Annotated in this window: 19 protein-coding genes; 6 read left to right on the plus strand and 13 right to left on the minus strand. The window is 63.3% G+C overall.

Annotation, left to right across the window (positions count from 1 at the left end; genetic code table 11):
* Positions 1–60 precede the first annotated feature (60 nt).
* Positions 61–510 (minus strand): MarR family winged helix-turn-helix transcriptional regulator, encoded by a 450-nt coding sequence (locus tag AC3EML_RS24905; protein ID WP_023729370.1) that lies wholly within the window; start codon positions 508–510, stop codon positions 61–63.
* Entirely contained in the window at positions 507–1,397 is an 891-nt protein-coding gene (locus tag AC3EML_RS24910) for an alpha/beta fold hydrolase (protein ID WP_352522198.1), read from the minus strand. The genes AC3EML_RS24905 and AC3EML_RS24910 overlap by 4 nt, the downstream gene beginning before the upstream one ends.
* 140 nt (positions 1,398–1,537) lie before the next feature.
* Here AC3EML_RS24910 and AC3EML_RS24915 point away from each other — a divergent pair, with 140 nt between their 5' ends.
* From AC3EML_RS24915 to AC3EML_RS24925, 3 genes are all read left to right on the plus strand, one after another.
* Entirely contained in the window at positions 1,538–2,470 is a 933-nt protein-coding gene (locus tag AC3EML_RS24915) for an alpha/beta fold hydrolase (RefSeq protein WP_023735983.1), read from the plus strand.
* A gap of 82 nt (positions 2,471–2,552) precedes the next feature.
* On the plus strand, positions 2,553–3,728 hold the full coding sequence (locus AC3EML_RS24920; RefSeq protein WP_023668227.1) for a CaiB/BaiF CoA transferase family protein: 1,176 nt from the start codon (positions 2,553–2,555) through the stop codon (positions 3,726–3,728).
* A complete protein-coding gene (locus tag AC3EML_RS24925; protein ID WP_023735984.1) occupies positions 3,725–5,374 on the plus strand; it encodes a thiamine pyrophosphate-binding protein in 1,650 nt (549 codons plus the stop codon). The genes AC3EML_RS24920 and AC3EML_RS24925 overlap by 4 nt, the downstream gene beginning before the upstream one ends.
* A gap of 246 nt (positions 5,375–5,620) precedes the next feature.
* Here the strand turns inward: AC3EML_RS24925 and AC3EML_RS24930 are convergent, their stop codons facing one another.
* Positions 5,621–6,904, minus strand: a complete 1,284-nt coding sequence (locus AC3EML_RS24930; RefSeq protein ID WP_023668225.1) for a cystathionine gamma-synthase family protein — start codon at positions 6,902–6,904, stop codon at positions 5,621–5,623.
* 123 nt (positions 6,905–7,027) lie between these two features.
* Here AC3EML_RS24930 and AC3EML_RS24935 point away from each other — a divergent pair, with 123 nt between their 5' ends.
* The gene (locus AC3EML_RS24935) at positions 7,028–7,486 is read left to right on the plus strand and encodes an Lrp/AsnC family transcriptional regulator (protein ID WP_023682177.1); all 459 of its coding nucleotides are present in this window, start codon (positions 7,028–7,030) and stop codon (positions 7,484–7,486) included.
* A 48-nt stretch (positions 7,487–7,534) separates the two neighbouring features.
* On the opposite strand, the gene AC3EML_RS24940 is transcribed toward AC3EML_RS24935, so the two are convergent.
* The 4 genes from AC3EML_RS24940 to AC3EML_RS24955 form a co-directional block, all read right to left on the minus strand.
* Positions 7,535–8,506 carry an ABC transporter substrate-binding protein gene (locus tag AC3EML_RS24940; protein WP_023682178.1) on the minus strand — a complete coding sequence of 324 codons (972 nt, stop codon included), beginning with the start codon at positions 8,504–8,506 and terminating at the stop codon, positions 7,535–7,537.
* A 38-nt stretch (positions 8,507–8,544) separates the two neighbouring features.
* Positions 8,545–9,699, minus strand: a complete 1,155-nt coding sequence (locus AC3EML_RS24945) for an ABC transporter permease (RefSeq protein ID WP_023682179.1) — start codon at positions 9,697–9,699, stop codon at positions 8,545–8,547.
* Positions 9,696–10,574: an ABC transporter permease gene (locus AC3EML_RS24950; RefSeq protein WP_023690837.1), complete on the minus strand. Its 879-nt coding sequence runs from the start codon at positions 10,572–10,574 to the stop codon at positions 9,696–9,698. Before AC3EML_RS24950 ends, AC3EML_RS24945 begins: the two co-directional genes overlap by 4 nt.
* Positions 10,575–10,904: 330 nt before the next feature.
* Positions 10,905–11,696 (minus strand): ABC transporter ATP-binding protein, encoded by a 792-nt coding sequence (locus AC3EML_RS24955; RefSeq protein WP_023682182.1) that lies wholly within the window; start codon positions 11,694–11,696, stop codon positions 10,905–10,907.
* Positions 11,697–11,806: 110 nt separating this feature from the next.
* Between AC3EML_RS24955 and AC3EML_RS24960 the strand changes: the two genes are divergently transcribed.
* Positions 11,807–12,211, plus strand: coding sequence for a cupin domain-containing protein (locus AC3EML_RS24960; RefSeq protein ID WP_031196380.1), 405 nt, complete (start codon positions 11,807–11,809; stop codon positions 12,209–12,211).
* Between the two features lie 17 nt (positions 12,212–12,228).
* Here the strand turns inward: AC3EML_RS24960 and AC3EML_RS24965 are convergent, their stop codons facing one another.
* From AC3EML_RS24965 to aptA, 5 genes are all read right to left on the minus strand, one after another.
* Positions 12,229–12,612 (minus strand): hypothetical protein, encoded by a 384-nt coding sequence (locus AC3EML_RS24965; RefSeq protein ID WP_031197044.1) that lies wholly within the window; start codon positions 12,610–12,612, stop codon positions 12,229–12,231.
* A 16-nt stretch (positions 12,613–12,628) separates the two neighbouring features.
* Positions 12,629–12,922 carry a hypothetical protein gene (locus tag AC3EML_RS24970; protein ID WP_245260000.1) on the minus strand — a complete coding sequence of 98 codons (294 nt, stop codon included), beginning with the start codon at positions 12,920–12,922 and terminating at the stop codon, positions 12,629–12,631.
* Between the two features lie 80 nt (positions 12,923–13,002).
* Positions 13,003–14,454, minus strand: a complete 1,452-nt coding sequence (gene hydA / locus AC3EML_RS24975; protein WP_023699634.1) for a dihydropyrimidinase — start codon at positions 14,452–14,454, stop codon at positions 13,003–13,005.
* A 61-nt stretch (positions 14,455–14,515) separates the two neighbouring features.
* Positions 14,516–15,766 carry a Zn-dependent hydrolase gene (locus AC3EML_RS24980; protein WP_023690832.1) on the minus strand — a complete coding sequence of 417 codons (1,251 nt, stop codon included), beginning with the start codon at positions 15,764–15,766 and terminating at the stop codon, positions 14,516–14,518.
* A gap of 69 nt (positions 15,767–15,835) precedes the next feature.
* The gene (aptA, locus tag AC3EML_RS24985) at positions 15,836–17,164 is read right to left on the minus strand and encodes an omega-aminotransferase AptA (RefSeq protein WP_023705584.1); all 1,329 of its coding nucleotides are present in this window, start codon (positions 17,162–17,164) and stop codon (positions 15,836–15,838) included.
* 255 nt (positions 17,165–17,419) lie between these two features.
* Between aptA and AC3EML_RS24990 the strand changes: the two genes are divergently transcribed.
* Positions 17,420–18,049 carry a TetR family transcriptional regulator C-terminal domain-containing protein gene (locus AC3EML_RS24990; protein WP_352522051.1) on the plus strand — a complete coding sequence of 210 codons (630 nt, stop codon included), beginning with the start codon at positions 17,420–17,422 and terminating at the stop codon, positions 18,047–18,049.
* Between the two features lie 9 nt (positions 18,050–18,058).
* Here the strand turns inward: AC3EML_RS24990 and AC3EML_RS24995 are convergent, their stop codons facing one another.
* Entirely contained in the window at positions 18,059–18,931 is an 873-nt protein-coding gene (locus tag AC3EML_RS24995; protein WP_023697054.1) for a helix-turn-helix transcriptional regulator, read from the minus strand.
* Between the last annotated feature and the right edge of the window lie 23 nt (positions 18,932–18,954).

The raw sequence follows: 18,954 nt of genomic DNA on the forward strand, positions 1-18,954 counted from the left end.
GTGTGACATGTCAGAATTACGATTTCTTTCGTCCGCCGCAAAAAACAATCGCTCGGTCGATCAGACCCCGCCCTCCTCGACCCGCTTCGTCAACATACGCAGCAGATCAAGCGCTGTCTCGAGCGCGCGAGCCTCGATGCCCTCGCTGATGCGGTTGGCCCAGACATGCTGGCGCGTGCCGATATCCCGGATCGCGGCCCGGCCGGCATCGGTCATCGCCAGGAGCTTCGCGCGGCGGTGCGCCGGGTTGTCCGCATAGGCGGCAAGCCCTTCGGCGGCCAGAATGTCGGCAAGGCGCTGCACGCTCTGGCGGGCAAGCCCCATGTCGCGGGCAATGTCGGCCACCGATTTCGGCTCCTTCAGCACCGCGCCCAGAACCTGCCAGCGCGCCGCCGTCAACCCGGCAGGCTCGGCCAGCCGGTCGGCCGCGTCGAGAAACCCGCCATTCAGCCGGAACACGGCAAGCACCAGGTCGGTGAGCACATCTCCGGCTTCGGTCCTGCTTGTCATTTCTGGCCGGCCTCGATGGTGGAAACAAAAGTGTTGACGGCTTCAGCCACCGCCTCCGGCTTGTCAAGCATCACCCAATGGCCGGAACCGGCGACGGTTCTGTGGCCAATTCCGATGCGCAGCCGAAACAGGGCCGCCGCATTGTCATTGGCCTCCGTGGCCAGCACGAAGATCGGCCCGTGATAGGCATCGAGCGTCGGTTCGGGATTCCATTCCGCCAGCGCCTTGCCGACGCCTGCCCGAGCCGCCGGATCGACCACCGCCGCATCGGCGATGACCTGTTTGCGGACATCTGGGTTGGAGCCGGCGATCGAGGTGTAATAAGCGCTCAGGACATCGCCGCCGTTTGGCCCCGCCAGATCGCGCACGAACCCGTCGCGAATCTCTTTGGGCAGGGCGCGCGGATCGGTCGCCGGATCGACCAGCAGGATGCCGGCAACACGGTCGGCATGGCCGGCGGCATAGGCGAGCGCGGCCCCACTGCCGCCGCTATGTGCAACGAGGACAAACCGCTTCAGGCCGAACGCATCGGCCACCGCACCAATATCGTCGGCACGGCCGTCATAGCCGTAGTCGGCATCAGCTGCAGGCGCCGATGCGCCATGGCCGCGAAAATCGAAGGCGACCGCCTCACGGCCACCTGCGGTGAGCTGCATCACCCGGTTCCACTGTGTGGCGCGGCTGCAGTCGCCATGCGCGAACAGGATGGGCAGGCCGTCGCCGGATTTGATGTCGTAGCCGGCAAGCTGGCCCTGCGGGCCGGCAATGGTTGAGGTCTTCATGGTCATCTCCCTGGTCTGGCTGGAAGCAATGCCGGGCAGGAGCATTGCGGATGAAAGGCTCGCCAGCAGAAACGCGCGGCGCGAAACGGTCGAAACGGTTTTCATACTCATGTTCCCGATGTAATTTGACAGTATGCTGTCATATAACCAAATTGACAGCAAGCTGTCAATAGTGACCCCGGCTGATTTCGACCTCCCCTTGACGTCGGTCCCGCCGTCGCCCAACAGTCGCCGAGGAGCGAGACATGGCATTTGACAAGCAGACGACGCTGGCCTCTCCGACCGGGGCCACGCTCAACCTCTATGTGAAGCACGCGGGGGGCTCTCCACGCGCGGTAGTCCAGGTCAATCACGGCCTGGCCGAACATGCGGCGCGCTATGCCCGCTTCGCCGATTACCTCAGCACCCGCGGCTTTCATGTCTACGTCCACGACCATCGCGGCCATGGCGCGACCAAGGCGCCCGATGCCCCGCTCGGCAGGTTCGCCGGCACAGGCGGCCCGGCCAAGGTGATCGCCGATGTCGATGCCGTCCACGATTTGATCGCAAGGGAGCAGCCCGGCCTGCCGGTCATCCTGTTCGGCCATTCGATGGGTGCGTCGGTGGCGCTCAACTACCTGCTGGCGCACTCGCCGCGCGTCCACGCCGCGGCGATCTGGAACGGCAATTTCTCACAAGGCTTGCTCGGCCGGCTTGCGCTCGCCATCCTCGCTTATGAGCGCTTCAGGCTCGGCTCCGATGTCCCCTCACGCGTCTTGCCCAAACTGACCTTCCAGGCCTGGGGCAAGGCGGTGCCCAACCACAAGACGCCGTTCGACTGGCTGTCGCGCGACGAGGCTGAAGTGGCCAAGTACATTGCCGACCCGCTGTGCGGCTGGGATGCCTCGATCTCGATGTGGCGCGATGTCGTGGAGATGGCGCAGAAAGGCGGCAAGGATGCGGGCTTTGCCGGCATCAGGCGCGACCTGCCCGTCAGCATCGTCGGCGGCGAGAAGGATCCGGCCTCCGACTATGGCAAGGGCATCGACCATCTCGCCAAGCGCATGCGTGCGATGGGCTTTTCGAATCTGGTTTCAAAGGTTTACGCCGACACCCGCCACGAAAGCTTGAACGAGGTGAACCGCGATGTCGTCATGGACGATTTCGCTGCCTGGGCCGATAGCGTGCTCAAACGCTGACATCGCTGGCCCACCGCAAGGCCCGTGACAGCGGCATCCCGGGTTGATAGAGGCTGCGGTTCCGACCCGTTTTTGGTGATTTATGGCTGAACCTCCGCTGAAAGGCGTCCGCGTCGTCGAACTCGCCCGCATCCTGGCCGGCCCCTGGGCAGGACAATTGCTGGCCGATCTCGGCGCCGATGTCATCAAGGTCGAGAGCCCCGATGGCGGCGACGATACCCGCAAATGGGGTCCTCCCTTCGTCATGAGCCATGATGGCGAGAACCTGTCGGCCGCCTATTACCACTCCTGCAATCGCGGCAAGCGCTCCATCGCCGTCGATTTCTCGACGCCCGAAGGGGCCGAGACGGTGCGCCGGCTGGTTGCCACGGCCGACATTCTGATCGAGAACTTCAAGCTCGGCGGCCTCAAGAAATACGGGCTCGATTACGAGAGCCTGAAGGCGATCAATCCAAAGCTCGTCTACTGCTCGATCACCGGCTTCGGCCAGGATGGGCCTTACGCACCCCGCGCCGGCTATGATTTCATCATCCAGGCCATGGCCGGCATGATGTCGATCACCGGCGAGGTCGGGCGCGAGCCGCAAAAAGCCGGCGTCGCCATATCGGACATCTTCACCGGCCTCTATTCGGTGATCGCCATCCAGGCAGCGCTTCGCCATGCCGAAAAGACCGGCCAGGGACAGCATATCGACATGGCGCTGTTCGACACGCAGATTTCCGCACTCGGCAACCAGAACCTCAACTATCTCGTCTCCGGCAAGGCGCCGGTGCAGATGGGCAATGCGCATATGAACATTGCGCCCTATGAGGTTGTCCCGGTCAGGGACGGCCATATCATCCTGGCGGTCGGCAATGACGGCCAGTTCGCCAAATTCTGCGCCGCCGTCGGACTCGACCATCTCTCAGCGAATCCCGATTTCGCCACCAATCCGGCCCGCGTCGCCAACCGGGTGAAATTGCGCGAGCACATGATCGAGACGCTGAAGAACTGGGACCGAGACCCGTTGCTGGCCAAGCTCGAAGCGGCAAGCGTGCCGGCGAGCCCGATCAACAATATCGGCCAGATGTTTGCCGACCCGCAGACGATCGCACGCGGCATGCGCCTCGACCTCGACGATGGCCATGGCAATCGTCTGCCCTCGGTGCGCGCGCCGATGGTGATGTCCGGCACACCGCTGGTCTATGAACGCCCTTCGCCACGCCTTGGCGAACATACCGAAGAAATTCTTGCCGAACTGGAGAAGTCTGGACGATGAAGACCGGTGGACAACTGATTGTCGACGCACTCGAGGCGAACGGCACCGACCGCATCTTCTGCGTGCCCGGCGAATCCTATCTCGCGGTGCTCGACGCATTGCATGACTCGCCCATCCGCACCATTGTCTGCCGACAGGAAGGCGGCGCCGCCATGATGGCCGACTGCCAGGGGCGGCTGACCGGCCAGCCCGGCATCTGCTTCGTCACCCGCGGCCCCGGCGCCACCAATGCGTCGGCCGGCATTCACATTGCCATGCAGGATTCGATACCCGTCATCCTGTTCATCGGCCAGGTCGCCAGCCACGCCAAGGAGCGCGAGGCTTTCCAGGAGGTCAACTACAAGCGCTTCTTCGGCGACATCGCCAAATGGGTGGTGGAGATCGACGATGCCGCGCGCATCCCCGAACTCGTCACCCGCGCCTTTGCTGTCGCGACATCGGGCCGCCCCGGCCCCGTCGTCGTCTCGCTGCCGGAGGACATGCTGACCAGTCTTGTCGACGCGCCCGCGGCCTTGCCGCACACGCCGGTCGAAACCCGGCCCGGCGAAGCCGAACTCGATGCTTTGGAAAAGCTTCTGGCCAAAGCCAAGCGTCCCTTCGTCATCCTCGGCGGCACACGCTGGGACGAGGAAGCGGTGGCACGTATGCGCACCATTGCCGAGGCCTGGTCGCTGCCGGTCGGCTGCTCCTTCCGCCGCCAGATGCTGTTCGACCATCTGCACCCGAACTATGCCGGCGATGTCGGCATCGGCATCAACCCGACGCTGGCCACCGCCATCAAGCAGGCCGACCTGGTGCTGCTGATCGGCGGCCGCATGGGCGAGATGCCGTCCTCCGACTACACGTTGCTGAAAAGCCCCTATCCCGACCAGACGCTGGTCCATGTCCATGCCGATGCCGGCGAACTCGGCCGTGTCTACCGGCCGACCCTGGCGATCAACGCTGCGCCGTCAGCCTTCGTCGAAGCCTTCGCCAAGCGCAAGCCAGCCTCCGCGCCAGCCTGGGCGGATGAGACAGCGAAAGCACACGCTGCCTACCTCGACTGGTCGACGCCTCCTGAGACCGGCCCCGGCACGGTCCAGATGGGACCGATCATGAATTACCTGGAAAAGGTTCTGCCCGACGACGCCATTTTCACCAACGGCGCCGGCAATTACGCCACCTGGCTGCACCGCTTCCACCGCTTTCGCCGCTTCGCCACGCAGGGCGCGCCGACCTCCGGTTCGATGGGTTATGGCACGCCGGCCGCGGTTGCCGCCAAGGCGCTCCATCCCGACCGCACCGTGATCGCCTTTGCCGGCGACGGCTGCTTCCTGATGAACGGACAGGAATTCGCTACCGCCGTGCAATACGACCTGCCGATCATCGTTATCGTCGTGAACAACGGCATCTACGGCACCATCCGCATGCACCAGGAGCGCGACTATCCCGGCCGTGTCGTCGCCACCGATCTGAAGAACCCTGACTTTGCCGCTCTTGCCCGCGCCTATGGCGGCCACGGCGAGACGGTCGAGAACACGGCAGATTTTGCCCCTGCCTTCGAGCGTGCCCGCGCCAGCGGCAAGCCGGCGATCGTCGAAATCAGGCTCGACCCCGAGGCGATCACGCCGACGCGGACGATGACGCAGATCCGCGACAAGAGCTGAGAAGTTAGCAGCGAAAGCCGAGTTCCGTCACACCCCCCTCTGTCCTGCCGGACATCTCCCCCTCAAGGGGGGAGATTGGATGTCATGTCGCCCTTCGCCAATCTGCAGCGTTGCAGACAGGGCGCTATGGTCAGAGCTGCTGATCTCCCCCCTTGAGGGGGAGATGTCCGGCAGGACAGAGGGGGGTGCTGTCCCGCCGACGCTGCCAAGACGATCGCCCCTTTCCTGATATCTACAAGCGAGCTATCAGACCGCTGCCAGCGCCTGCGTCAGGTCGGCGATAAGATCGTCCGGATGCTCGACGCCGATCGACAGCCTGACCGTGGTCTCCAGCACGCCAATGCGCTGGCGCACGTCGAAGGGAATGCCGGAGTGCGTCATCGCCGCCGGGTGGCTGGCGAGTGACTCCGTGCCGCCGAGGCTCACCGCCAGCTTGAATATTTGCAGCCCGTTGAGAAATGCGAAGGCCGCCTTCTCTCCGCCTTTGATATCGAAAGAAAATGTCGACCCGGCGCCGCTGCATTGCGCCTTGTAGGCCCGTCCCGCTGCCGTATCCTCGCCCAGGAACGGCAGGTAATGCACCTTCTCGACCTTGGCGTGATCGCGCAGGAATTCGGCCACGAGCCGCGCATTGTCGTTGGCGCGCTCCATGCGGATGGACAGCGTCTCCAGCGAGCGGCCGAGCATCCAGCAGGAATGCGGGTCGAGTTGCGTGCCGATGGCGCCGCGCAGCGCCTTGATCGGCTTGGTCACCGCCTTGCTGCCCATCGCCGCACCGGCGATCAGGTCGGAATGGCCGCCGACATATTTGGTCAGCGAATAGACGGAGACATCCGCGCCATGTTCGATCGGTCGCTGGAACACCGGGCCGAGCAGCGTGTTGTCGCAGACGATGATCGGCGTTGATCCTTGGCTTGCGCCGATCTCGTCGGCAAACTTCCGGATCAGTGCGATGTCGACCAGGCTGTTGGTCGGATTCGACGGCGTTTCGATGAGAATGACCGAGACACGCCCCTTCGCCACCGCTGCATCAGCAGCGGCCCGCACCGCCTTGTCGTCGACGCCGTCGGCGAAGCCGACAGCGCCGATGCCGAAGCCGGACAGCGTGCGCGTCAAAAGCGTCTCGGTGCCGCCGTAAAGCGGCTGCGAATGCAGGATGACATCGCCCGGCCGGGCATAGGCGAGCAGCGTCGTGGCGATCGCCGACATGCCCGACGAGAACAGGATGCAGGCGTCCGTTCCCTCATAGACCGCCAGCCGGTCCTCGACGATCTCCGAGTTGGGATGATTGAAGCGCGAATAGACCAGGCCGGACGCCGTGCCGCTCGGCGGCTCCTTGCGGCCGGATGTGTAGTCGAAGAAGTCGCGTCCCTCCTCCGCCGATTTGAACACGAAGGTCGAGGTCAGGAACACCGGCGGCTTGACGGCGCCTTCCGACAGTTGCGGATCGAAGCCATAGCTCAACATCAACGTTTCCGGATGGAGCTTGTGGTTGCCGATGTGGGTTTTCGACGGGCGCGGCGCGGTCATGGCTTTTCCTGCGTTCTGGAGGAGTCTCGTCCAGCAATTTATGCGATCCCGGTCCACCAGTCCTTGCTATTTTCGGCCTCGCATGGCTGCATCCCGGCAACAAATTGCCGAGCGAGAGCAAAAGTGCAACAGAAGATAGCCGACGATTTCGACCGCAAGATCCTGCGCGAGCTGCAGGCCGACGCCCGCATCACCAACAATGAGCTTGCGGAGCGCATCGGCCTGTCGCCGTCGCCATGTTTGAGGAGGGTACGCCGGCTGGAGGAGGCCGGCATTATCCGGGGCTATACCACGCTGGTCGACCCGGCCGCCTTCGGCTGGAACATGGTCGCCATCGCCACCGTCCGGCTCAGCCGCCAGAACGAGGACGAGATCGTCATGTTCGAAGACGCCATCCGCGGTTGGGAAGAGGTACTGGAATGCCACCTCGTCACCGGGTCACGCGATTATGTGTTGAAAGTGGTGACCGGCAGCCTCGAACAGTACGAGCGCTTCATCAAGGAAAAGATCGCGCGGCTGAAATGCGTCGCGTCGATCGAGACCAGCTTCGTCATGAACACCATAAAGGAACGGCGCCTCTGACATTTGGTCAAAGGCGCCGCTCTCGAGGTCGAAATTGCCTGGCCAGGCTTATTTGATCGCCTTGTCGGTGATGGCTGTGGTGTAGGCGCCGGTCGGCGCCTTGGTGATGATCTTCTGGTCGAGCAGCGCCTTGGCGGTGCGCTCGTAGGTCGCCGGGTCGAGCTTGCCGTCGGCATTGTCGATCAGCTTGGCGACTTCGCTCATCATCCGCTTCTGGTGGTTTTCGTCCTGGCCACCGCCGTCCATGACAATGCCCGCGGCCTCGTCATTGTTGTCGATGGCATATTTCCAGCCCTTCATCGAGGCGCGCACGAAACGCACCATCTTGTCTTCGAAAGCCGGATCCTTGAGCTTGTCTTCCGAGGCATAGAGCCCGTCCTCAAGCAGGTCGTTGCCCATCGCCGAGTAGTTGAACACGGTGAGCTGGTCCGGCTTGTAGCCGGCATCGATCAGCTGCCAGTACTCGTTGTAGGTCATGACCGAAATGCAATCCGCCTGCTTCTGGATCAGCGGCTGCACGTCGAAGCTCTGCTTCAAAACCGTGACGCCGTCCGGGCCGCCTTCGGTCTTCAGGCCGAGCTTGTTCATCCAGGCGTAGAATGGATATTCGTTACCGAAGAACCAGACGCCCAGCGTGTGACCCTTGAAATCGGCTTCGGTCTTGATCGGGCCGTCCTTCGGGCAGACCAGCTCCATACCGGCCTTCTTGAACGGCTGGGCGATGTTGACCAGCGGCACGCCCTTTTCGCGCGCGGCGAGCGCCCCGCCCATCCAGTCGACGATGACGTCGGCGCCACCGCCGGCGATCACCTGCTCGGGTGCGATATCGGGACCGCCCGGCTTGATGTCGACGTCGAGGCCTTCTGCTTCATAAAAACCCTTGGCCTTGGCGACATAGTAGCCGGCAAACTGCGCCTGCGTGACCCATTTCAGCTGCAAGGTCACCTTGTCGGCGGCCATTGCCTGGAACGCGGCCAGCGACATCGCGCCGGCCAGCATCGGAATGATCAGTCTTTTCATGTTTTTACCCTCTGAAGTTAACACCCGAACCCACCGCCCTATCCACCACGGACAGAGGGATGCCAAAACGTGACGGCTCTCTCGACGAGAGCGACCACGCCATAAAAGACCGAACCCGCCAGTGCTGCAACTGCGATTTCGGCCCAGACCATGTCGATGTTCATCCGCCCGACCTCGGTCGAGATGCGAAAGCCCATGCCGACCACAGGCGTGCCGAAGAACTCGGCGACGATGGCGCCGATCAGCGCCAGCGTCGAGTTGATCTTCAGCGCGTTGAAGATGAAGGGCGCTGCCGCCGGCAGCCGGAGCTTCAAGAGTGTTGGCCAGTAGCCCGACGCATAGGTGCGCATCAAATCGCGCTCCATATGGCCGGAGGCGGCAAGACCGGCAACCGTGTTCACCAGCATCGGGAAGAAGGTCATGATGATGACGACCGCGGCCTTGGACGGCCAGTCGAAGCCGAACCACATCACCATGATCGGCGCCACACCGATGATCGGCAGCGCCGAGACCATATTGCCGATCGGCAGCAGACCGCGGCGCAGGAACGGCACGCGGTCGGCCGCAATCGCCACCAGGAAGCCGGCGCCGCTGCCGATGACATAACCGAAGATCACCGCCTTGAAGATGGTCTGCCTGATATCGGCGCCGAGCACCGGCAGGGAACTGGCGATGCGCACACCGATGGCGCTCGGCGGCGGCAAAAGGATGAAGGGAATGCCGGCGCCACGCGTCACCGCTTCCCATATGATCAGGATCCAGGCGCCGAAGATCGCCGGGATGATGAGGCGCAGCGCCATCCGCGCCCCTTTTGCCATCGGGCGAAGCCCCGACAGCACCGCCACACAGCGCCAGGCCAGCAGCCAGGCAGCGGCGAGCAGCAGGAAATAAGGCGCCAATGCCGTGCCTTCGAAACCTGTAATGCCCGAGATCAGCATCCAGGCGACGAGATGAGCGCCGATGAACAGCACCGCAGCCTCGGCCAGCGGCGAAATTCTGATCATCGAGATCAGCCCTGCCAGCACGGCCAGGCCGATCATCGGGGTCTTTATCCCGAAATAGGGGTAGTCGAAGCTTGCTGTCGGGTCTGCAAGGGCGGCCGCTTCCGGCTTCGACATCGCACCGAGCGCGACGGCGACGAGGCACAGCGCAATGGCCAGCACGGCTTGCCAGGAGGGCTTCAGCCAGTTCATGCCGGCCTCCCGCCCATCGCGCGGTCAACGAGGCGCCCGGCTATGCCGACCACCATGACCAGAAGGGCCGCCACCACCGAGCCCGCCACAAGGGCGGACCAGATGTCGATGGACTGGCTGTAATAGGCGCCTGCCAAAAGCTTGGCGCCGATGCCGGCGACAGCACCGGTCGGCAGTTCGCCGACAATGGCGCCGACCAGGCTCGCCGCCACCGCCACCTTCATCGAGGTGAACAGGAACGGCACCGAGGCCGGCACCCGCAGCTTCCAGAAGGTCTGCGAGACACTGGCATTGTAGGTGTGCATCAGGTCGAGATGCATGAGTTCGGGCGAGCGCAGGCCCTTCACCATGCCAACCGTCACCGGGAAGAACGACAGGTAGGTCGAGATCATCGCCTTTGGGATCAGACCGCTGATGCCGATCGCCCCCAGCACGACGATGATCATCGGCGCCACCGCCAGAATGGGAATCGTCTGGGAGGCGATGATCCACGGCATCAGGCTGCGGTCGAGCGTCGCCACATGCACGATGCCAACCGCGATGACGATGCCGAGCGCCGTGCCGAAGGCAAAGCCGAGCAACGTCGACGACAGGGTCACCCAGGCATTGTAGACGAGGCTTCGGCTCGATGTGATGGGCCGCAGGAAGGTGTTCTCGAAGAAGTTCACCGCCACCTGATGCGGCGCCGGCAGCGTCGGCTTGGGCTGCGACAGCGTCTTGCCGATGAATTCGACGGTGTCGTGGGTTTCCCCGGCGCGCCGGTCGAGGTCGCGCTGGAAGGGCGCGTTTAGGATGACGGCGAAGACATACCAGAGCACCACCACGCCCAGGAGGATGGAGGTCACGGGGATGAATTTTTCGCGGAAGGTGTCCATCAGGCGCGCTCCCCTTCTCCTCTCCCCGCCGGGAAGAGGGTGGCCGGAGCGAAGCGGAGGCCGACCACCTCCGCGTTCGTCATCCTAGGGCGGAGCGACACGAAGCGTCGTGCAGACCCTAGGATCCATTCCGTGACGTTGGCCGAGGGGTATAAGCGGTTGAGAATGTTCGCCTTCGCGGGCGCAGCGGCGTGTGCACCGTTTTGCACCGTTGCGGACCGTATAGGTAACGGTATGGATCCTAGGGTCTGCCCCGCGTCGCTTCGCTCCTTGCTTCGCCCTAGGATGACGAAGGCGTGGCGGCGACGTCCGCACTCATTCGCTACCCCCTCAATCATCATAGCTGTGCCCTGCCCTCAAGCCATCGCGTACCCTGGCCGCGATCGCCAAAAATTCCGGCGTCTCGCGGATATCCAGTGGCCGCTCTTTTGGCAGCGTCGATTCGATGATGTCGGTAACCCGACCTGGGCGCGGCGACATGACGACGATGCGCGTCGACAGATACACCGCCTCGGGGATGGAATGGGTGACGAAGCAGATCGTCTTGTTGGTGCGCGCCCACAATTCCAGAAGCTGTTCATTGAGATGGTCGCGCACGATCTCGTCCAGCGCGCCGAAGGGCTCGTCCATCAGCAACAGGTCGGCGTCGAAGGCGAGCGCGCGGGCGATCGAAGCGCGCTGCTGCATGCCGCCGGAAAGCTGCCAAGGGTATTTCTTCTCGAAGCCGGAGAGGTTGACGAGCTCCATCGTGCGCTTGATGCGCTCGGCCTGCTCCGCTCTCGAAAGGCCGATGATCTCCAGCGGCAGCGCCACGTTACGCTCGATCGTGCGCCACGGGAAAAGGGCTGCCGCCTGGAAGACGTAGCCATAAGCGCGTTTCTCGCGCGCCTGTTCCGGCGTCATGCCGTTGACCGAGATCATGCCCGATGTCGGTTTTTCCAGATCGGCGATGACGCGCAGCAAGGTGGTCTTGCCGCAGCCCGATGGGCCGATGAAGGAGACGAACTCGCCCTTGCCGATGGTCAGGTCGACATTGGAGAGCGCCTCTACCGGACCGTCATTGGTCTGAAAGGTAAGGCCAAGTCTGCTTGCCGAGACGACGGCTGGCGATTGTCCCGTCATCGCTTGCTGCCTGCCTCTCGCAGCCGCCCAGGATGAAATGCCGTTGCATTCGCGTTGATGTTGCTTTCCACTCGTCCAATCCCACCCACTCGACGCCCGGAGCCTTGCCGATGTCGCCCAAACCCACTTGTCACCTTATCCGTCCTGAAAGCACTTATGAAGGCAAGCAGGGATTGACCTATTTTGCCGGCATTGCAGCCGAGACGGTCGGCTCGTCCGGCATCTGCATGCATCTGCTCACCCTGCCGCCCGGCGCCCGCGCCAAGGCGCATCTGCATGAAAGCCATGAGACGGCGATCTATGTGCTCTCGGGCGAGGTCCACACATGGTATGGCGACAGGCTCGAGAACCACATCGTCGTCAAGGCCGGCGACCTCTTCTACATCCCGGCCGGCGTACCGCATCTGCCGGCCAATATGAGCAACGCCCCGTCCTCGGCCGTCATCGCCCGCACCGATCCCAATGAACAGGAAAGCGTCGTCCTGTTGCCGGAGCTGGATGCGCTGGTGGCCTGACGCTGACGGGACTGCCGTCATTTGCACCGCGCCACTTCGCCCATGACATTGCCGTCCTCGTCGGCGACCGTCAGCTTCTTGGCGTTCTTGGCGCTGCGCTTGATGGTGAATTTGGTCGGCTCCTGTCCGTCTTCACCTTCGGCCTCGCATGTCGCCGTCACCACCAGCGAACCATCAGCCTGCGCTTGCTTCTCCGTGAAGGTGCAGGCGCTGGCGGCGGTGACCAATGCCTCGTCGGTCAAAAGCAGCATCCGATCGGCGGCGACTTCCTGGCCGTTGCGGTTGATGCAGCCATATTTGTCCCCATAGGGTTTCGTCAGGTCGATGCCTGCCGCAAGGGCCTGACCCGCAGCCAGAACGACTACCATCGCAACAGACGGCCCCAAACCGCGCGCGCTCATTCCCCCAGCTCCAACGTCACGAACACGGTTGCAACGGCCCCATTTCTTCAAGACCGGGAATGGTCACGAAGAACCCACCCTCGCCCTTGTTGGTGACCACAACGGTTTCAGCCGTCGTCCCCGCCTCGCCTTCGGCGGAACAGGTCGCATCAAGTGATTGCGTGCCCGGCGCCCACGTCAATTGCTGCGCGAACCGGCAGCCGCTGCCATAGGTCTCGATGCCCTCGGCGGTCAGCACGATATAATCGTCGCGGCCCTGAAAGCCGGCCTTTGCAAAGACACAACCGGCATCGTTGCCCCAGAAGCCCACCAGCCTCTCGGCCCCTGTTGCCGGACCAGCGACCACCATCGCCACGACCAGTGAAATGAGCGCCCCCGGGCTCCGCAACGTCAAACGCCTGTCGCCGGAATGCCGGTGCGTTCGACCTTGCGCGGCGCGGTGATGTCCTTCCAGGTCGATAGAGCCCGGTTGACCGCCGCGTTCGGCTCGCGGGCGACGAATTCGCCATGGCCGGGCTTGGCCTTGACCTCCGCTTCCTCGACCGACAATTCGCCGCGCGAAAAGACGAAGCGCGGCAGGCCGGTCACCTCAAAACCTTCGAAGACGTTGTAGTCGATCACCGATTGCTGCTTCTTCGAGGTGATGGTCTTCTTGGCGCTGGGGTCCCACACCACGATGTCGGCGTCCGCGCCTTCGACGATGGCGCCCTTCCTAGGATACATGTTGAGGATCTTGGCGATGTTGGTCGAAGTCACCGCGACGAACTCGTTCATCGTCAGCCGCCCGGTGTTGACGCCCGTCGTCCACAGCACGGGCAAGCGGTCTTCAAGCCCGCCAGTGCCGTTCGGGATCTTGGTGAAATCGCCGACGCCGTTGCGCTTCTGCTTGGTGGTGAAGGCGCAGTGGTCGGTCGCCACCACCTGCAGCGATCCCGCCTGCAGGCCGGCCCACAGCGAATCCTGGTGCAGCTTGTTGCGGAAGGGCGGACTCATGACGCGGCGCGCCGCATGGTCCCAATCCTTGTCGAAATACTCGCTTTCATCCAGCGTCAGATGCTGGATCAGCGGCTCGCCGAAAACCCGAATGCCCTTCTGGCGGGCGCGGCGGATGGCTTCGTGGCTCTGCTCGCAGGACACATGCACGACATAGAGCGGCACGCCGGCCATGTCGGCGATCATGATGGCGCGGTTGGTCGCCTCGCCCTCCACTTCCGGCGGCCGCGAATAGGCGTGTCCCTCGGGGCCATTATTGCCGGCGGCGAGCAGCTTTTGCGACAGCGCCGCAACCACGTCGCCATTCTCGGCATGAACAAGCGGCAGCGCGCCGAGATCGGCGCAGCGCTGGAACGACGCGTACATCTCGTCGTCGTCCACCATCAGCGCGCCCTTGTAGGCCATGAAATGCTTGAACGAGGTAATGCCTCTGTCGACGACGGTGGCCATCTCGTCGAACACCTGCTTGCCCCACCAGGTGATCGCCATGTGGAAGGAGTAGTCGCAGGCAGCCTTCGAGGTCTTGTTGTCCCACATCTGCAACGCTTCCAGCAGCGATTGCTGCGGCGCCGGCAGGCAGAAATCGACCACCATCGTGGTGCCACCGGAAAGGGCCGCACGCGTCCCGGACTCGAAATCGTCGGCCGAATAGGTGCCCATGAACGGCATTTCGAGATGGGTGTGCGGATCGATGCCGCCCGGCATGACGTAACAGCCGCTGGCGTCGAACTCATGGTCGCCATGCAGGTTCGAGCCAATGGCGACGATCTTGCCGTGCTGCATCAGCACATCGGCCTTCCAGGTGCGGTCGGCGGTGACGATGGTGCCGTTTCGGATGACTTTGGTCATTGTCGTGTTCCCTTGTTCTCTTCGCGCTTCTTGTGAGCGTCGTTTTGATACAGATCTTAGTTCACGCCACGATCCCCGCTGTCTCTACCACCGCATGGAACAGCACGTCGGCGCCGGCGCCGGCCCATTCCTTGGTGATTTCCTCAGCCTCGTTGTGTGACAACCCGTCAACGCAGGGGCACATCACCATGGCGGTCGGCGCAACGCGGTTGATCCAGCAGGCGTCGTGGCCGGCGCCGGAGACGATGTTGCGGTGGGAATAGCCGAGCCGATCGGCGGCGTCGCGGATCGCCTTGACGCAGCCGGCATCGAAGGTGACCGGATCGAAAGCGCCGACCTGCTCGACCTTGTACTGGATGTCGAGCGCCTCACAGATTGTGTCGATGCCTTCGCGTATGCGCCCATCCATCGCGTCCAGCACTTCCTTCTCGGGCGAGCGGATGTCGATAGTGAAGACGGTGCGCCCGGCGATGATGTTGCGCGAGTTCGGAAACACCTCCATGTGGCCGACCGCGCCGACGGCGTCGGGCTGGTAGTCCATGGCGATCTCGTGCACCAGTTCGATGACCCGAGCCATGCCGAGCCCGGCATTACGGCGCTTGGGCATCGGGGTCGAGCCGGTATGCGCCTCCTTGCCGGTCAGCGTTACCTGCAGCCATTTCAGGCCCTGGCCGTGGGTGACGACGCCAATGTCGATGCCTTCGTCCTCAAGGATCGGCCCCTGCTCAATATGCAGTTCGAAGAAGGCGTGGATCTTGCGATCACCGACTTTCTCGGTGCCTTTCCAGCCGATGCGCTCCAGCTCCTCGCCAAATTTCCTGCCCTGTTTATCAGTGTGCTGATACACGTCCGCCTGATCGAGCACACCGGCGAACACGCCGGACGCCATCATAGCCGGGGCAAAGCGCGAGCCTTCCTCATTGGTCCAGTTGGTAACGACGATTGGATGCCTGGTCTGGATGCCGAGATCGTTAAGCGAGCGAATAATCTCCAGCCCGCCGAGCACGCCGAGCACGCCGTCATATTTGCCGCCGGTCGGCTGCGTGTCGAGATGGCTGCCGACATAAACCGGCGGCAGGCTGGGATCAGCGCCTTCCCGGCGGGCAAACATGGTGCCCATTTCGTCGAGCCCCATTTCGAGCCCGGCCGCCTCGCACCAGCGCTTGAACAGATGCCGTCCCTCGCCGTCCTCGTCGGTCACGGTCTGGCGATTGTTGCCGCCGGCAATACCGGGGCCGATCTTCGCCATCTCCATGATGGAATCCCACAAACGGTCTGAATTGATTCGCAGATTCTCGCCTGGGGCGGCCATTCAAAGTCCTCTCATTTCATATAACCAACCGGGCGGCGGTTCCCGCCGCCGCCCGACTGGCTGGATAGATTAGTCGATCGCCCTTAGCACTTCTCTGACATGGTCGATCAATTCGTTGATCTGGCCCTTGGTGATGATCAGTGGCGGCGACAGCGCGATGATGTCGCCGGTGGTGCGGATCAGCGCGCCGCGCTCGAACGCCTTGACGAAGGCCGAGAAGGCCCGCTTGGTCGGGCTGCCGGCGATCGGCGCCAGTTCGATCGCGCCGATCAGGCCGATATTCCGGATGTCGATGACATGCGGCTCGTCCTTCAGCGAATGCAGCGCATCCTCCCAGTAAGGCGCCAGTTCCTCGCCGCGGGTGAGCAGGCCCTCTTCCTTGTAGGTGTCGAGCGTGCCGAGTGCCGCGGCGCACGCAATCGGATTGCCCGAATAGGTGTAGCCGTGGAAGAACTCGATCATGTGCTCGGGGCCGGTCATGAAGGCGTCGTGGATTTCCTTCTTCACGAACACCGCGCCCATCGGGATGACGCCGTTGGAGACGCCCTTGGCGGTGGTCATGATGTCGGGCGTGACGCCGAAATAATCCGCTGCGAACGGCGCGCCGAGACGGCCGAAACCGGTGATGACCTCGTCGAAGATCAGCAAAATGCCGTGCTTGGTGCAGATCTCGCGCAGTTTCTGCAGATAGCCCTTCGGCGGCAGGATGACGCCGGTGGAGCCGGCGACCGGTTCGACGATGACGGCGGCGATGGTCGAGGCGTCATGCAGGGCAACGATGCGCTCCAGCTCGTTGGCGAGTTCCGCGCCATATTCCGGCACGCCCTTGGAGAAGGCGTTCTTTTCCGGCAGATGCGTGTGCGGCATGTGGTCGACGCCGCCGAGCAGCGTGCCGAACATCTTGCGGTTGGTGACGATGCCGCCGACCGAGATGCCGCCGAAATTGACGCCGTGATAGCCGCGTTCGCGGCCGATCAGGCGGGTGCGCGCGCCCTCGCCCTTCACACGGTGATAGGCGATCGCCATCTTCAGCGCCGTTTCGACCGATTCCGAACCGGAATTGGTGAAGAAGACATGGTCCATGCCCTTGGGCGCGAGATCGACCAGGCGGTTTGCCAGTTCGAACACGATCGGGTGTCCCATCTGGAAGGCCGGCGCATAGTCGAGTTCGGCCGCCTGGTGCTGGATCGCTTCCGTGATCTTGGGACGGCAATGGCCGGCATTGACGCACCACAGGCCGGCGGTGCCGTCGAGCACCTTGCGGCCGTCGCTGGTGGTGTAGTGCATGTCCTTGGCGGACACGAACATGCGTGGCGCCTGTTTGAACTGCCGGTTCGCGGTGAACGGCATCCAGAATGCGCTGAGATCGTTCGGCGTGACTTTCAGCCGGTTGGACATGACCAAGACTTCCCCTTGTAACCTGTTTCGGTGCGGCTAACGCTTGGTCTTTCCAAAGCTTGGTCTTTGCTGCGTTTTCATGCTACGCAAATTTTTGACCGATTGGACAAACGTTAGCACCGCCCTGTCGGCGGTCAAGGGATTACTAGCGGAAATGCGGCCTGCGAAGTGCGCTCCACGGGTAAGAGAAAAACTGGTCCAGAGAATTGGTCCAGATGAACCCTGCGGCCAAGGCTTGCAGGGGTGAGCGGCGCCATGGAAGGCTCAGCCCCTCGCCGCACCCGCATCCAGCAGGAAAAGCGCGAACTGATCCTGGAGGCAGCCCTCGAAGTCTTCTCCGCCAACGGCTTTCGCGGTTCGACCATCGACCAGATCGCCGAGGCCGCCGGGATGTCGAAGCCGAACCTGCTCTATTATTTCCGCCGCAAGGAAGACATCCACGAAACGCTGATGGAGCGGCTGCTGGCGACCTGGCTGGCGCCGCTACGTGAACTCGACGACATCGGCGACCCCCTGACCGAGCTCAGGAGCTACATCCGGCGCAAGCTCGAAATGGCGCGTGATTTTCCCAGGGAGAGCCGGCTGTTCGCCAACGAGATCCTGCAAGGCGCGCCGCGCATCATGCCGCTGCTGGCGGGTGAGCTGAAAACGCTGGTCGACGAGAAGGCCAACGTCATCAAGGGCTGGATGCGCGCCGGAAAAATCGCCCGCACCGATCCCTGGCACCTGATCTTTTCGATCTGGGCGACGACGCAGCACTATGCCGATTTCGATGTCCAGGTCCGCGCGGTGCTCGGGCCCGACCGCGGCAGCGACGGCCGCTTCGAGGATGCGGCGCGGTTTCTGGAGCAGTTGTTCATTGATGGGCTGAAGCCGAAGGGCTGACCTTGGGCGTCAGGCGCTGCGGCGCTCCGCCGGCATCGCCTCAAGCAAATTCTGCAGCTTCTCGATCGAATTCTGTTCGGCCAGCGGCGTGTAGACGATCAGCTTCATGTCCGAGCCGTCGTCGATCGACAGGCTCATATGCTCGAACGTCATGGCGCCGGCGCTCGGATGTCGGACATGTTTCACCCCCGACAATCGGCGTGCCACGTCGCGTTGCGGCCACCAGTCGCGAAACTCCGGACTTGAGCGCGTCATAAGCACGATCAGCCGCTCGAAATCCGCATCGCCCACATAGCGGGCGCTTTCCGCCCGGAACGAGGCCAGCACGGTGCGCGCCAATTGCTCCCAGTCAACCAGCAGGCGCCGGTGATGCGGATTGGTGAACACCATGTGGACGATGTTGCGGGCGTCGCCCTCTAGCAGGCCATAATCACCGAACACCGCTACCGCCGCCGGATTCCAGGCCAGCACGTCCCAGCGCCGCCCGACGACATAGGCCGGCTGCAGCACCAGGCTCTCCAGCATATGCATCAGCGGGCCATCGACCTTTTCCGGCGCAGCCACGCGGTTCTCCGGTTGCTGGCGGCCTGCCAGGATGAACAGATGCCGCCTTTCAACGGCGTCGAGGCGCAGCGCTTCGCTGAGCGCCGCTAGCACCTCCACCGAGGGTCTGACCTCGCGCCCCTGCTCTAGCCATGTGTACCAGGTGGTGCCGACGCCGGCGATCATCGCCACTTCCTCGCGACGCAAGCCGGGCGTGCGTCTCCGCAGACCGGTCGCGATGCCGGTGGCGGACGGCGTCAATCTTTCGCGGCGCGAGCGCAGGAAGGCGCCAAGCTCGCGCCGGCGGCTGTCTTCAGCGGAGTGCGTGGGGGCATCCATGAGAGCTATTATAGCAGTATTGA

The sequence above is a fragment of the Mesorhizobium sp. P170090 genome (assembly GCF_057786115.1).